The organism is Denitromonas iodatirespirans (genome assembly GCF_018524365.1).
Lineage (GTDB): Bacteria > Pseudomonadota > Gammaproteobacteria > Burkholderiales > Rhodocyclaceae > Nitrogeniibacter > Nitrogeniibacter iodatirespirans.
In genome coordinates, this window is sequence record NZ_JAEKFT010000001.1 from 305,436 (window position 1) to 320,423 (window position 14,988).

14 protein-coding genes are annotated in these 14,988 nt (G+C 69.0%); 11 read left to right on the forward strand and 3 right to left on the reverse strand.

Annotated elements, in window-relative coordinates; all coding sequences use genetic code 11:
• Positions 1-550 precede the first annotated feature (550 nt).
• The 10 genes from I8J34_RS01465 (at position 551) to I8J34_RS01510 (ending at position 7,517) form a co-directional block, all read left to right on the forward strand.
• Entirely contained in the window at positions 551-1,090 is a 540-nt protein-coding gene (locus I8J34_RS01465; protein ID WP_214359573.1) for an iron transporter, read from the forward strand.
• Positions 1,090-2,571: a carbohydrate porin gene (locus I8J34_RS01470; RefSeq protein WP_214359574.1), complete on the forward strand. Its 1,482-nt coding sequence runs from the start codon at positions 1,090-1,092 to the stop codon at positions 2,569-2,571. The genes I8J34_RS01465 and I8J34_RS01470 overlap by 1 nt, the downstream gene beginning before the upstream one ends.
• A 72-nt stretch (positions 2,572-2,643) precedes the next feature.
• Complete coding sequence (locus I8J34_RS01475; protein ID WP_214359575.1) at positions 2,644-2,967, forward strand: cupredoxin domain-containing protein; 324 nt, start codon at positions 2,644-2,646, stop codon at positions 2,965-2,967.
• Positions 2,968-2,978: 11 nt separating this feature from the next.
• The gene (locus I8J34_RS01480) at positions 2,979-3,782 is read left to right on the forward strand and encodes an FTR1 family iron permease (protein WP_214359576.1); all 804 of its coding nucleotides are present in this window, start codon (positions 2,979-2,981) and stop codon (positions 3,780-3,782) included.
• Positions 3,779-5,161 (forward strand): 4Fe-4S binding protein, encoded by a 1,383-nt coding sequence (locus I8J34_RS01485; RefSeq protein ID WP_214359577.1) that lies wholly within the window; start codon positions 3,779-3,781, stop codon positions 5,159-5,161. Before I8J34_RS01480 ends, I8J34_RS01485 begins: the two co-directional genes overlap by 4 nt.
• Positions 5,162-5,367: 206 nt before the next feature.
• Positions 5,368-5,982 carry a 30S ribosomal protein S4 gene (gene rpsD / locus I8J34_RS01490; RefSeq protein WP_214359578.1) on the forward strand — a complete coding sequence of 205 codons (615 nt, stop codon included), beginning with the start codon at positions 5,368-5,370 and terminating at the stop codon, positions 5,980-5,982.
• Positions 5,979-6,221 (forward strand): hypothetical protein, encoded by a 243-nt coding sequence (locus I8J34_RS01495; protein ID WP_214359579.1) that lies wholly within the window; start codon positions 5,979-5,981, stop codon positions 6,219-6,221. The genes rpsD and I8J34_RS01495 overlap by 4 nt, the downstream gene beginning before the upstream one ends.
• Before the next feature lie 72 nt (positions 6,222-6,293).
• Entirely contained in the window at positions 6,294-6,803 is a 510-nt protein-coding gene (locus I8J34_RS01500) for a TIGR00645 family protein (protein ID WP_214359580.1), read from the forward strand.
• Positions 6,804-6,813: 10 nt separating this feature from the next.
• Entirely contained in the window at positions 6,814-7,050 is a 237-nt protein-coding gene (locus tag I8J34_RS01505) for an oxidoreductase-like domain-containing protein (protein ID WP_214359581.1), read from the forward strand.
• Positions 7,050-7,517 (forward strand): tetratricopeptide repeat protein, encoded by a 468-nt coding sequence (locus tag I8J34_RS01510; RefSeq protein WP_214359582.1) that lies wholly within the window; start codon positions 7,050-7,052, stop codon positions 7,515-7,517. Before I8J34_RS01505 ends, I8J34_RS01510 begins: the two co-directional genes overlap by 1 nt.
• An 11-nt stretch (positions 7,518-7,528) precedes the next feature.
• Here the strand turns inward: I8J34_RS01510 and I8J34_RS01515 are convergent, their stop codons facing one another.
• The gene (locus tag I8J34_RS01515) at positions 7,529-8,908 is read right to left on the reverse strand and encodes an FAD-binding oxidoreductase (protein ID WP_214359583.1); all 1,380 of its coding nucleotides are present in this window, start codon (positions 8,906-8,908) and stop codon (positions 7,529-7,531) included.
• 93 nt (positions 8,909-9,001) lie between these two features.
• On the opposite strand from I8J34_RS01515, the gene I8J34_RS01520 reads away from it, so the two are divergent.
• Positions 9,002-9,751, forward strand: a complete 750-nt coding sequence (locus I8J34_RS01520; RefSeq protein WP_214359584.1) for a FadR/GntR family transcriptional regulator — start codon at positions 9,002-9,004, stop codon at positions 9,749-9,751.
• A gap of 45 nt (positions 9,752-9,796) precedes the next feature.
• On the opposite strand, the gene I8J34_RS01525 is transcribed toward I8J34_RS01520, so the two are convergent.
• Positions 9,797-10,702, reverse strand: coding sequence for a diguanylate cyclase (locus I8J34_RS01525; protein ID WP_214359585.1), 906 nt, complete (start codon positions 10,700-10,702; stop codon positions 9,797-9,799).
• 288 nt (positions 10,703-10,990) lie between these two features.
• Positions 10,991-14,980 (reverse strand): response regulator, encoded by a 3,990-nt coding sequence (locus tag I8J34_RS01530; protein WP_214359586.1) that lies wholly within the window; start codon positions 14,978-14,980, stop codon positions 10,991-10,993.
• Positions 14,981-14,988: the final 8 nt, after the last annotated feature.

Genomic DNA, 14,988 nt, shown 5'->3' on the forward strand with positions numbered 1-14,988 from the left:
AGCCGGCACCGGGCGCAGCCTGGCGCCCGACACGCCGACGACCTGTCCTCGAACTCGCGCTCGACGCCCCACCGCCCGCCCCGCTCGCACCGGTATCCACCTTTGAGCGTGTCGCTCTGACCGCATGTGCCCCACATCGCCAATCGTTGGCCGTCAGCAAAGCAAGACGCTGACCGGCCTTGTTGGGCGGTCAGCGTAGGCAGGGCGGTTTGGCGCGCTGCCGGCCAATTCCTGCAAAGGCCGCGGCGGCACGCAACGCCCGGGCCGTCGCCATGGCGCTTGCGGCTCCGCGCCAAGATGCCGGCAACGGCGCCGACACTCGTACGCAAGCCCTTGGTTCATTAATCACGGCCAAAAACGACGACCTACCCTACTGGCGAAAGCGCCGGCCAGTTCGAGGGCGCCCCGCACGCCGCACCAGTCGACGAACGGCAGGCTCCCACCAACGATCTCCAGAGCCGTTGGCGCGCTTTTTTTGATCCATGGCAATACGATCCGTTCTCATTCGCACTATCATTTACCTACTTTTCAAATCATCGGAGTGCATTGAATGTCATTCGCCCGCCACGCCATCGCCCTTGCATTGCTCGCCACGCCACTGGCCAGCCAGGCCCTCGAATACCCCATCGGCACCCCGCAGCACCTCTATGGCATGGAGATCGCCGCGGTCTATCTGCAGCCGGTGGAAATGGAGCCCGCAGGCATGATGACGCCCGCCGCCCAGAGCGATGTGCACATGGAGGCCGACATCCGTGCCCTGGCCAGCAACCCCAACGGCTTTGCCGAGGGCGATTGGATCCCCTACCTCGTCATCAACTACGAGATCAGCAAGAAGGGCAGCACCGAAGTGCTCAAGGGCGACTTCATGCCCATGGTCGCCAGCGACGGCCCCCACTACGGCAACAACATCAAGCTGATGGGCCCGGGCAAATACACCGTCAAATACAACATCGCGCCGCCGGGCGCCAACGCCCATGCGCACTTCGGCCGGCACACCGACCGCGAGACCGGCGTGCGTCCGTGGTTCGCGCCCTTCACCGTCGAATATGAGTTCACCTATGCCGGCATCGGCAAGAAAGGGGGCTATTGATGCGCCGACTCGCCCTGCCCCTGAGCGCCGCGGCGCTCACCGTGCTGGTGGGCATCGCGCCGGCGCAGGCAGCCGACGACCCGGGCCTGCGTGCCATCGTCAAGCAGTTGGCCCAACGCATCGCCAAGCTCGAGGCGCGTAACGCCAGCCTCGAAGACCAGCTCAAGCAAAACAGCCCGTCGAGCGCGCTCGAAGCCCGCGTCAAGGCGCTCGAAGCCGAGAACCGCAGCCTGGCCGCCGCGCTCGACAGCGACCGGATCAGCGACAGCGAACCGGCCCTGGCCACCCGCCTCAAGGCGGTGGAGCAGAAAACCGTCGCCACCGGGCCGGCCAATGCGCTGGCCGAAGCGCTCGACGGCGTCTCGGCCGAAGTCAGCATCGGCGCCGTGGCGCAGCATCTGTCGAAAGACGGGCGCACCGACGGCAAGGGCGAGACCCGCCTCGGCTGGCGCGGCGACGTCGGCCTGACCCTGCCGGGCGGCCGCATCGGCGAGGGCGAAGGCCAGTTCTTCTTCCAGGCCCGCTTCGGCCAGGACGGCAGCCACACCGACACCCGCCCGTTCTTCACCGGCGCCACCAACAGCATGGCCTTCGCGCAGGACGGGGTACCGAGCGAGAACACCAATGCCGTGCTCGCCCAGGCCTGGTATCAGCTCGACACGCCGATCGGCGCCAGCACACTGGACGGCGCACCGGCCCGGCTGGAGGTCACGGTCGGCAAGATGGACCCCTTCGTCTTCTTCGACCAGAACGGTGCGGCAGACGACGAATCGAGCCGCTTCCTGAACAACGTCTTCGTGCACAACCCGCTGCTCGACTCGGGCGGCCAGGTCGGCGCCGACGGCTACGGCTTCACGCCGGGCCTGCGGGTGGCCTATGTGAGCGAGGAAAACGGCTGGGGTGCCTCGGTCGGCCTGTTCGGCGCGGGCGATTCGAGCACCTTCGGCAAGAGCTTCACGCAACCCTTCGTGATCGCCCAGCTCGAAAAGACGGTGCGCGCCTTCGGTGGCTTCGACGGCAGCTACCGTCTCTACGCCTGGAACAACCCGCAGGCCGAAGGCTACGACGGCATCGAACGCAGCCACGCCGGCTGGGGCATCAGCGCCGACCAGCAGGTGAGCGAGTCGCTCACGCTGTTCACCCGCTACGGCCACGGCATGCGCGGCCGCGCCGCCTTCGACCGGGCGCTGACGGTCGGTGGCGAGCTGACCGGCAATGCCTGGAAGCGCGGCAGCGACGGGCTGGGCTTTGCCTGGGCCTGGTTGCGCAGCGCCAAGGGCTTCCGCGCCAGCTCGGCCGGACTGGCCGACTGGGGGTATGACGCCAGCGGCGCCGAACAGGTGGCGGAGATCTACTACCGCTACCAACTCAACGACCATCTCGCCCTCACGCCGGACCTGCAGTTCATCCGCCGTGCCGGGGCCGATGGCGATGCCGATCTGGTCACCGCCGCAGGGGTCCGCGCCCTGTATGCGTTCTAAGCAAGAACCTTGAAGTTCGGCCCCGTCTCCCGGCTTTCGGGCGATGGGGCCACGTTATTTGGGGAGATATCCATGCGTCACACCGCCCTCGCCCTCTGTCTGAGCGTCCTCGCCGGCGCCGCCTCGGCCGCCCCCCCGACCTTCACGCTCACCGCCGAGAACGGCCGCTTCACGCCCGACGTGATCGAAGTGCCGGCCAATACCCGTTTCCGCCTCGAAATCACCAACAAGAACGCCGGCCCCGAGGAATTCGAAAGCCTGGAGTTGCGCAAGGAGACCGTGCTCGCCCCGGGCGTCACGCGCACCATCGTCTTCGCGCCGCTCAAGGCCGGCCGCTACCCCTTCTTCGGGGAGTTCCACCCCGACACCGCCAAGGGCGAAATCGTCGCCAAGTAAGGAGCGCACACATGGGCAATGCACTGTTCATCGTCTGGCGTGAAAGCGTCGAGGCGATTCTGGTGATCGCCATCCTGTATGCCTGGATCCAGGCCCGCGGCGACGGCCGCATCCGCCTGCGCCACCTGTGGCTGGGCGTGGCGGGCGGCCTCGGCCTGGCCGTGGCGCTGGCCCTGGCCATGCTCGGCTTCCATTCGCAACTGGCCGGCACCACGCTGGAGGCCTTCCAGGCCGGCATCATGATCGTCGCCGCGCTGCTGGTGACCCACATGGTGGTGTGGATGCGCCACCACGGGCGCACCCTCAAGCGCGAGCTGGAATCCGGCCTGGCCCGCGCGGCCGAGGAAACCGGCGGGCTGTCGGCGGCCCTGCTGGCGGCCATCGCGGTCGGCCGCGAAGGCGCCGAGACCGTGCTCTTTCTCTACGGCATCGTGGCCGAGAACGCCGATGGCGGCTGGGGCGGCTTGATGCTCGGCGCGGCGCTGGGCGCCTTGCTGGCCATCGTCACCGCCGCGCTCTTCCTCAAGGGCTCGCGCCTGCTGCCGCAGCGCGTGTTCTTCCGCATCAGCGAAGTGCTGCTCCTGCTGCTCGCCTCGGGCCTGCTGGTGTCGGGCCTCGAAGGCTTCCTCAACCTCGAATGGCTGCCGCCGCTGGTCGAACCGGTGTGGGACAGCGGCGCCCTGCTCGACGACAACGGCCTGCTCGGCACCTTCGCTGGCTATCGTGCACGCCCGGCGCTGAGTATCCTCAGCCTGTGGACGCTGTATTGGATGGCGACCCTGTGGCTGTTGCGCTCACCGCGGAAACCGGCATGAGCGCAGCCCTCGCCGCGCCGGCACCGACGCGCCTGGCCGCGTTCGGCCGCTGGATGCAGCGCCATCGCCGGCTGATCCTCGGCCTGCAGTGGGTCACGCTGTTCGCCTACACCTTCCTGGTCACCGCGCCGGCCTTCCTGCCGCTGCCCGACAGTCAGGCGCATGTGTGGAACAACCTCACCCGCTTCGCCCAGTTCGTGTTCTGGGGGCTGTGGTGGCCCTTCGTGCTGGTCAGCATGATGCTGATGGGCCGGGCCTGGTGCGGCGTGCTGTGCCCCGAGGGCTTCGTCACCGAGCAGGTCAGCCGCATAGGCCTCGGCCGGCCGGTGCCGCGCTGGATCAAGTGGGGCGGCTGGCCCTTCGTCGCCTTCCTGGGCACCACCATCTACGGCCAGCTGGTGAGCGTGTACGAATACCCCAAGGCCGCCTTGCTGGTGCTCGGCGGCTCGACCGTGGCGGCGATTGCCGTGGGGCTGGTGTATGGCCGCGGCAAGCGCGTGTGGTGCCGCCACCTGTGCCCGGTCAATGGCGTGTTCGGCCTGCTCTCGCGCCTGGCGCCGGTGCATTTCCAGACCGACCGCGCGCGCTGGGAGGGTACCGACCCGGCCCTCGTCATCCCGGTCAACTGTGCACCGCTGGTCGACATCCGCCGCATGCAAAGCAGCGCCGGCTGTCACATGTGCGGTCGCTGCGCCGGTCATCGCGACGCGGTCGAGCTGGCCGCCCGCACACCGGGCAGCGAAGTGGCGCGCCTGACGGCCGACGACGCCCAGCCCTGGGAGGTTCGCTTGCTGGTGTTCGGCCTCATCGGCACGGCCATCGGCGCCTTCCAGTGGTCGGCCTCGCCATGGTTCGTGCAGGCCAAGCTGGCCGCCGCCGAATGGCTGATCGAGCACGACAGCTTCGCCCTGCTCGGCGACGACGCGCCCTGGTGGCTGCTCACCCACTACCCGCAGGCCAGCGATGTGTTCACCTGGCTCGACGGGTTGACGATCCTCGCCTACATCGGCGTGGCGGCGCTGGTGATCGGCGGCTGGATCTGCTTGTGGCTGCGTCTGGCCGGTGTGCTCAGCGGCCGGCGCGGCGCGCATCTGCAACTGGCCTACGCCTTGATCCCGCTCGGCGGCATCGGCGTCTTCCTCGGCCTGTCGGCGCTGACCGTGACCCTGCTGGCGGCCGAAGGCGTCGACATTGCCCAGCTGGGCCTGATCCGCGCCCTGCTGCTGGGCACCGCCTCGCTCGCCAGCCTGGTGCTCGCCGGACGGATGATCGCCCGCATGGCCTTGCCGCTCGGCCGCGCCGCCGCCACGCTCGGCGCCTTTGCCGTGGCAGGCGCCGGTGCGGTGCTGCCGTGGGTGACGATGTACTACCTGTGGTAGCGCACTTCATTTGCGAATGATTCGCATTTGATTTAACATGCCAAACCGGTCGCGGCCCCTGCCCGACCGGACCAGCCCGCCACCCGATCCGCCCGGGAAGCCAGCCACCCTGTTTCCGGAGACCGGCTCGGTTCCCGCCCCTGCGTGACCCGCCGCCTCCCCCGCGCCAGCGCCGCACGCGCCGGCCCCGATACCAAGGAGTCCACATGTCACGATTCACCGGCCCGCGCCTGAAAGTCATGCGCGCCCTGGGCACCGAGCTGCCCGGCTTGTCCCGCAAATCCATCGGCGACCGCCCGCACCCGCCCGGCCAGCATGGCGCGCGCAGCAACCGGCGCAAATCCGACTTCGGCCTGCAGCTGATCGAAAAGCAGAAGCTGCGCTTCAACTACGGCCTGACCGAGACCCAGATCCGCCGCCTGTTCCGCGAAGCCAAGCGCGACAAGGGGCCCACCGGCGACAAGCTGCTGGAGCTGCTCGAACGCCGACTCGACAACGCCGTCTTCCGCGCCGGCTTCGCCCCCACCGGCATCGCCGCCCGCCAGCTGGTGCGCCATCGTCATGTGCTGCTCAATGGCCGTTCGGTGAACATTCCGTCGATCCGCGTGCGCATCGGCGACGTCATCACGCTCACCGACAAGGCGCGCCGCATCGATCTGGTGGTCGCCAGCCTGGCCGAACCGGCACTGGCCCGCCCCGAGTGGCTGAGCTGGAACGACAAGGACGTCAGCGCCACCGTCGCCCGCCTGCCCGAAGGCGACGAGGTGCCCTTCCCGGTCAATGTGCAGGACGTGGTCGAGTACTACGCGGTGCGCCTGTGAGCGCCGATCTGCCCGGCTACACCCACCAGCCCGAGCTGGCGTTGGTGGCCGCGCTCGAACTGGTTACGCGCTACTCGAGCACCGGCAACCCGCGCCTGGCCGAGGCGGTGGTCGGCCAGTTGCGCGCCATCGCCGGCGACACACGCCTGCCCGCCGCGGTGCAGCGCTGTGCCGCATCCATTGTGGGTGACTGGCTGCAGATGGCCGTCGGAGCATCCGCCGGCGGCACGACCCACTGACCGCCGCACGCGGGCGCACAACGCGCGAAAACCCCCTAAAATGCGCGCCAACATCCTCTTTGGACGCATGGCATGGAAAAGTTTGTCGAACGCACGATGTACGCCTCGCGCTGGCTGCTGGCGCCCATCTACCTGGGCCTCAGCCTGGCGCTGCTGGCGCTTGGCCTGAAGTTCTTTCAGGAAGTGCTCCACGTTCTGCCGCATGTCTTTGAAACGGCAGAAACCGACCTGGTGCTGCTGGTGCTGTCGCTGATCGACATGGCGCTGGTCGGCGGCCTGCTGGTGATGGTGATGTTCTCCGGCTACGAGAACTTCGTCTCCCAGCTCGACATCGGCGACTCGGCCGAGAAGCTCAACTGGCTGGGCAAGATGGACTCGTCGAGCCTCAAGAACAAGGTGGCTGCCTCGATCGTGGCGATCTCGTCGATTCACCTGCTCAAGGTATTCATGAATGCTGGCATCATGGATGCATCCAAGAGCAAGTACGAACCAGAACAGCTCAAGTGGTATGTCATCATCCACCTGACCTTCGTCGCCTCGGCCTTCGCCATGGGCTATCTCGACAAGATCACCCGCCACTGAGGGCCGGCCGGTGTCATCGACCGCCGCCTTCCGAAGCGCCCCGCTGCGCCATGTCGATGATGCGCAGGCGCTGGTGGGCGCCCTGCGCGGGCAGCTCGACGCGCGCCGTCTGGTGCTGCGCCCGCCCCCGCCGGTGCCCGACAGCTGTTGCGGCCGGGGTTGCCACGGCTGCGTCTGGGAAGGCTACTTTACCGCCCTGGTGCATTGGCGCGACGACGCCTGCGCCCTGATCGAGGATACCGCCTGATGGCTCACCAACCGACCGCTCTCTCCGAAGCCGAAGCCGCCGCCGAACGCGGCGATCACACCACCGCGCTGCGCCTGCTCAAGGCAGCCGCCAGCGCGGCGCCCACCGATGCCGCCATCGCCTACCGCCTGGGGGCCGAATACGCGCACCTGGAATTGTTCGACGCCGCCGAAGCCGAGATGGCGCGCGCGCTGGCCAGCGGGCCGGAACACCCGGTGGCACGCTTTCACCTCGGCCTGCTGCAGATCACCCGCGGCCGCTTCCAAGACGCGTTGGCCACCTGGCAGGCGCTCGACGCGCTGCCGAAAGACCATGCCCTGCGCTGCTACAAGCAGGCCTTCGAGCATCTGACCGAAGACGCCTTCGCGCCGGCACGCACGCGGCTCGAAGCCGGGCTCGCCGGCTGGGGCAGTGCGCCGACGCTCGACCGCGACATGCGCCGCCTGCTCGACAGCCTGCCCGCCTGAGGCCAGCGCGCTCAGGCCGGGTCGAAGATCCGCCCCGGATTGAGCAACTGCTTGGGATCGAGCGCCCGCTTGAGCAGACGCATCACGCCGATCTCGCCCTCGCTGCGGCAATACCCCAGCCATGCCCGCTTTTCGGCGCCGATGCCGTGCTCGGCCGACACCGAGCCGTGGCGGCTGCGCAGCGGCGCATACACCGCCTCGTCGCACACCGCATGTTCAGCGTCGTCGGTGCCCGGTTGCACGAACAGATGCAGATTGCCGTCGGCCATGTGGCCGAACACGATGCAGCGCGCCTCGGGCCATTCGGCGGCGATGTTGGCGCGCGTCTCGGCCACGTAGCCGGGCATCTCGCGGATCGGCAGGCTCACGTCGTAGAGAAAGGTCTTGCGCCCGGCCAGCATGGCCTCGAAGTTCTCGCGCAATTCCCACAGCGCTCGGCGCTCGGTTTCCGACTGGGGCACCACCGCATCGAGGATCAGGCCGGTCTCGAAAGCGTCTTCGAGCAGGATCTCGAAGCGCACCCTGTCGGCGGCCGCATCGGCGCCTTCGGCCTGCAGCATGACGTAGAACGGATAGTCCCGCTCCATCGGCGGGCGATGGCCTTCCGGCTCGGTGGCGGCCTGGTAGTACTCGTTCCACATCACCTCGAAGGCGCTCAGCGTACCGGCCAGATCGCGCTGCAAGCGCGACAGCAAGGTCGTCACCTGGTCGAAGCTCTCCAGCGCCACCAGCGCTGCGTTGCAGCTGGTCGGCAGCGGATGCAAGCGCACCACCACGCGGGTGACGATGCCCAGCGTGCCCTCGGTGCCGATCATCAATTGCTTGAGGTCGTAACCGGCATTGTTCTTGAGCATCTGGTTCATGCTCGACAACACCGTGCCGTCGGCCAGCACGGCCTCCAGGCCGAGCACTAGGCTGCGCATCATGCCGTAGCGCAGCACGTTGATGCCGCCGGCGTTGGTCGCCACGTTGCCGCCAATGGTGCAGCTGCCGCGCGCACCGAGGTCGAGCGCGAACAGCAGATCCTGCGCCCGCGCCGCCTCCTGCAACGCCTGCAGCGTCACGCCGGCCTGCACCGTGGCGGTGCCGCCGATCATGTCGATGCCCTCGATGGCATTCATCCGCTCCAGCGACAGGATCACCTCGCGCTGCGAGGCCACCGCGCCCTGCACGCAGCCGGTCAGCCCCCCCTGGGTGACCACCGGCTGATCGAAGCGATGGCAGACCGCCAGCGCCGTGCTCACCTCCGCCGTCGTGCGCGGGCGCAGCACTGCCAGGGCCTGCGTCGGGGCCGCATCCCAGTAGCTGGTCGCACGCTCGGCGACCGCCGCGCCATGCATCACGACCTCTTCGCCTAAGGCATCGATCAGGGCCTGCAACACATCACTCATTCCCGCTCTCCTTCGCCTGCCATGTGCCGATCCTGGACACCGGTGCAGGATAAAACTTGTATGATAGGTTGAATCAAACTTATAACATCAAGTATGTCGAAACGCCATCCACCCGTCCCGCCTGCCGCCGCGCCGAGCCCGGCCGCCATCGCACCCGCCGAAACCCGGGTCGACAACGCCGTCCGTGCCATCACCGACTACATCCACGGCCAAGGCCTCAAAGTCGACGACTCGCTGCCCAGCGAAGCGCGTTTCGCCGAATGGCTGGGCGTCAGCCGCACCGTCATCCGCGAAGCCTTCAAGTCGCTCAGTGCGATACGCATCATCGAGATGCGGGCCGGTCGACGCGCCCGGGTGGGCGGCTTCGACGGTTCGGTGATCGCCCTGTCGCTGACCCATGCGCTGCGCACCGAGCAGATCAGCCCGCAACAGATGTGGGATGCGCGCCGCGCCGTGGAGCGACGCACCGTCGCCCTGGCCGCCAGCCGCCGCAGCGATGCCGAAGCCGCGCACCTGCTGGCGCTGGTCGAGCAGATGCGCGACGCTCGCCACGATCTGGCGCGCATGACCGAGCATGACATCGCCTTCCATGTCGCCATTGCCAATGCCACCCGCAACCCGCTCTTCCCCGTGCTGGTGGCCTCGCTCACCAGCGCCATGCGCGAAACCAACCCCATGGTGTGGCGCCACCGCCGCGACGACGAAGCTCGGCTCGACGTGGTGCGTGTCCACGAAGACATCGCCCGCGCCATCGCCGCCGGCGACCCGGACGCCGCCTGCGCGGCACTGGACAAGCACTTCGACCTGGCCGCCCAGGCGCTGCTGACGGCGGGTTTCAGCTAGGCAGTTTCAAAGGCCCAAGGCGACCTTCTCTGCCGGCGCGCGAGCTCAGAGGGTGCTGACGCACAGCCGGTTGCGCCCGCCCGCCTTGGCCTGGTAGAGCGCCGCGTCGGCGGCGGCAAGCAGCGTGGCGGGCGCGTCGGCGGTGTCCGGGACGCGGCTGGCGATGCCGACGCTGACGGTGATCCACCCCGCCGTCGGCGAGGCGGCATGCGGCAGCCGCCGTTCGGCCAGCGCATCGATGATGCTGTGCCCGACGGTGAGCGCGCCCTCGGCATCGGTGCCGGGCAGCAGGCAGGCGAACTCCTCGCCGCCGTAGCGCGCGGTGAGATCGTCGGGGCGGCCGGCCCGGGCGGCCATCAGCTGCGCCATCTCCCGCAGGCAATCGTCGCCGCCCTGGTGGCCGTAGAAATCGTTGTAGGCCTTGAAGTGATCGACATCGAGCAGGATCAGCGACACCGGCGTGCCGGTGCGCGCGCCGCGCCGCCACGCCCGGTCGAGCGCTTCGTCGAAGGCGCGCCGGTTGGCGATGCCGGTCAGCCCGTCGCGGAAGGACAGCTTGCGCAGCATGTCGGCCTGGCGCTTGAGCTGCAGGTGGTTGCGCACCCGTGCCCGGACGATCGGCGGGCTGATCGGCTTGCCGACGAAATCGATGGCGCCCGCCTCCAGGCCGAGGGTCTCGTCCTCGACATCGCTGCGCGCGGTGACGAAGATCACCGGCACATCGCAGGTCAGCGGCTCGCTCTTGATGCGGCGGCACAGTTCGAAACCGTCCATGCCGGGCATCATGACATCGAGCAGCACCAGATCGGGCGGGCGCTGCAGGCACAGCTCGAGGGCCTTGGCGCCGCTGGTGGCGAAGTACAGGGTGTAGTCGTCCTTGAGCACCGCCGCCAGGGTCTGGATGTTGCTCGGGATGTCGTCGACGATGAGGATGGTGGCGCGCTCGTCCATGGCTGTTCTAGGGTCTGTTGACAATCATTCGGGGGTCGCGCGCGGGCCTGCTTGGCCGCAGGGCAAGGCGCGCCGACGCAGTCTGGGTGGCCCCCAGCCAAGGAGGCCGATGTTGGCAACTGAGACCGCCAGGCGGCCAAACAGGCCCGCGCCCGCAGGGTTGTGTCCAAATGGCTTCGCAACAAGGCGCAGGAGGCAGCCAAGGGTGGGCCCCCTTGGCAACGAGTGCAACGCAGTGGCGAAGCCATTTGGACACAACGCGATCCCCCGAATGATTGCCAACAGACCCTAGCTCGACAGGGAAGAAGAAAGATGGGCGGCGTGCTGGCGGGCAGCGTCGAAGTCGAGCCCGTCGATGGCCGCACCGAGCGCGTCGACATCGGCCGGCGCGCACTGCGCCAAGAGCGCCGGGCGCAGCCGGGCAAAGGTGTCGGCCGCGGCCAGATTGGATTCTGCCAGCATGGCATCGAGCGCCGCCATCGCCTGCGACAGCGCGTCTGGCGGCGGTGCCGCCTGCGGCGGGGCGACGGGCGCCGGTGGCGCCACCTCGCGCCCGATATGCTCGGCCACGGCGGCGGTGGCCTCGCACAAGGCGCCGACGCGCGCATCGAGATCATGCCCGCCGGCCGCGAGCGCGCCTTCGAGGGCCGCGGCGGCCTGGCGCACCGCCTCGGCGGAAATATTGGCCGCCATGCCCTTGAGCGCATGGGCCGCGGCATCGAGCGCCTCGGCGTCCCGGGCCTGCACCGCGCGCGCGCAGGCGGCGGCATAGTCGGGGGCACTGCTGGCGAAATCGCGCAGCAGCCGGCGCACCAGCGCCTCGTTCCCGCCCAGGCGCCGCAGCAGCGCGGCCACATCGACGCCGGCCACCTCGAACGGCACCGGACTGTCGGCGACGGCGGGCGCCTCGACCCGCAGCGCACCGCGCGTCCAGCGCGACACGGTGTCGACCAGCACCTGCGGATCGAGCGGCTTGGCGATGTGGTCGTTCATGCCGGCGGCCAGGCAGCGCTCGCGGTCGGCGGCCATGGCGTTGGCGGTCATGGCGATGATGGGCACCGCTGCGCCGCCCGGCAGCGCGCGCAGCGCCGCGGTGGCCGTGTAGCCGTCCATGAGCGGCATCTGGATGTCCATCAGCACCGCGTCGAAGGCCTCGGGGGTGCGGCGGAAGGTGTCGACCGCCTCGCGTCCGTTGGCCGTCATGCACACGCTTGCCCCCGCCTGAGAGAGCATCTCGCGCGCCACCTGCTGATTGATCGCGTTGTCTTCGGCCAGCAACAGGCGCACGCCGTCGAGCGCGCGCTCGACCGCTGCCGGCGGCGGCGCCGGCGCTTCGGCACCATAGGCGGTGGCCACGGCGTCGAGCACCATCGAGGCGGTGACCGGCTTGACCAGCAGGCCATCGAGTTCGTCGGTATCGGCCTTCTTCTGCATCAGGTCGCGGCCGTAGGCGGTCACCAGCAGGATGACCGTCGCAGCGCCGCGGTCGGCCTGGCGGATCTGGTGGCTGGCTTCGAGGCCGTCCATGTCCGGCATGCGCCAGTCGATCAGCATCAAGTCGAAGGGGCCGTGCTCGGCCACCCGCGCCAGCGCCTGTTTGCCGGAGTCCGCCAGCACCGCCTGCCAGCCGAAGGCGGCGACGATCTCCCGCAGCACTTCGCGCGCGGTCGGATTGTCGTCGACGATGAGCACCTGCATGTCCCGCGGCACACCGGCCGGTGGCTGAGCCCTGGCGACAGGCTGCTCCGGCACGCCGAATTCGGCGGTGAAGAAGAACTGGCTGCCGACGCCCGGCTCGCTGGTCACGCCGATCTCGCCATGCATCAGGCCGACCAGGTGATGGCTGATGGCCAGCCCCAGGCCGGTGCCGCCATAGCGCCGCGAGGTGGAGCTGTCGGCCTGGCTGAAGGCCTGGAACAGGCGGCGGCGCTGCTCGGTGGTGATGCCGATGCCGGTGTCGCGGATCGCGAAGCGCAGCACGATGCGCCCGTCGGCATGCTTGACCGGCGCCACGTCGACCACCACCTCGCCCTGGTCGGTGAACTTCACCGCGTTGCCGCCGAGGTTGATCAGCACCTGCTGCAGGCGCAAGGCGTCGCCGATCAGCTCGGCCGGCACGGTGGGCGCGATGCGGAACAGCACCTCGATGTCCTTGTCCTGCGCATTGGTGGACAGGATGGTGGCCAGATCGCGCAGCATCTGGTCGAGCCGGAAGGGGCGCGACTCGATCTCGAGCTTGCCGGCCTCGACCTTGGACAGGTCGAGAACGTCGTTGAGGATGGCCATCAGCGATCGGGCCGAGCCGTGGATCTTGTCGAGGTAGTCGCGCTGCTGGCCGTCCAGCGCGGTCTGGCCCAGCAGATGGGCGAGGCCGATCACGGCGTTCATCGGCGTGCGGATCTCGTGGCTCATGTTGGCGATGAAATCGCTCTTGGCGCGATTGGCCGCCTCGGCCGCACGCGTGGCCTCGGTCAGCGCCTTCTCGGCGCGCTTGCGGTCGCTGATGTCCCACGAAATGCCCAGCAGGCCGATGATGCGGCCCTCGCCGTCGCGCACCGGCGCCTTGATGGTGTGATGCGTATACAACACCCCGTCGGCGACGAACTCCTCGTCGAATTCCTGCGCGCGACCGCTGTCGATCAGCTCGCCGTCGAGCCGGCGCACGCGCTCGGCGCGCTCGGCGCCGATGAACTCGTCGTCGCGCCGGCCCGGGAAATCGGCCGCCTGCAGCCCGAACTGGCGTGCGTAGCTTTGATTGACCACCACGAATACCGAGTCGCGGTTCTTGTAATACACCCGCTGCGGCAGGCTCTCGAGCAACAGCCGATGCTTGGCTTCGCTGTCGCGCAGCGCGCGCTCGGCCAGCTTGCGCTCGGTGATGTCGGTCACCACCGCCGAGACGATCAGCCCCTGGTCGGTCTGCAGCGGGCTCAGGCGCACCTCGGCGGGGAAGGTCGAACCGTCGCGGCGCAGGCCGCGCACCTCCTTGCCCAGGCCCATGGCGCGGCGGCCGCCCGGCGAGACCATGTAGCGCTGGCGATCGGCCAGGTGGAGGCTTGCGTCCCCGGCCACCAGCATCTCCACCGGACGGCCCACCAGCGCCTCGCGCGAGTGGCCGAAGAGGCGCTCGCACTCGGCATTGACGATCAGGATCTGGCCGTCGGCAGCGCAGATCACCACCGCGTCGGCCGAGGATTCGAGCAGGCCGCGGAACAAGGCCTCACTCTTGGCCAGCGCCCGCTCGGCCTCGGCGCGCGCATCGACCATGGTATTGAAGGCCCGCCCGAGCGTGGCGATCTCGCGCGGCCCGGCGGTGTCGAGGCGGGCATCGACATCGCCGGCACCGACAGCCGCCAGGGCGCGGGTCATGCCCTGCACCGGGCGGATGATGCTGCGCCCCAGCGCCCAGGCGGCGGCCAGCGCCAACGCCGCGACCGCCAGCAGCAACAGCCCGTCACGCGCCAGCCGCGCATGCAGCGGCGCCACCACGGCCTCGACCGGAATCGTGGCAATGACCAGCCAGTCGAGGTTCTCCACCAGCTCCCAGCCGACGACACGCTCGCGCCCGTCCGGCCCGACCAAGAGGCGCGCACCGTGCGGCGCCTGGCGCAGCGAAGCGATGAGCGCCGGCTCAAGCAGCGCCGCCGTGCGGGTGCCGGCGACGAGCGCCCCGCCGCTGCCGTCGATGATCGCGATATCGGCATCGTCCGGCAGGTCGAGCCGGGCATAGACCTCCTGCAGGTGGCCGAGGCCGACCGGCAGGCCGAGCGCGCCGATGAACGCGCCGCTCTCGTCACGGATGGGGGTCGCGGCCATCACCAGCAACTGGCGGACGACCCGCCCCATGTAGGGCTTGCCGAACATCGGGCGCGGGTTGGCCGCCATGCTCTTGAACCACTCGGTGTCGCCCAGCGACGGGCGCGCGTCGCCAGCATCGAGCAGCGCCGAGCACACGAAACGGCCCTTGGCGTCGAAGGTCGCCATGTCGAGATAGTCATGATGGACGGCGAGAAACTCGTGCGTCAGCGGATCGCAGGCGTCGGGATCGAGCGCACGCACGCCCGGACGCTGCGCCAGCGCACCGAGCAAGACCTCGGCACCACGCGCGAAATCCCGCAAGTTGCTCGCCACCACCTCTGCCAGGGTGTGGTAGGTCCCCTTGGCCTGCTCGATTTCACGCTCGACACTGAGCATGAAACCGTAGCCGGCCAGCCCGACGAACAGGCAGACGCTGAGGGCAACCAGGGCGTAGAGGCGCTTTGTGATGGACAGCTGCATGCTGGGAT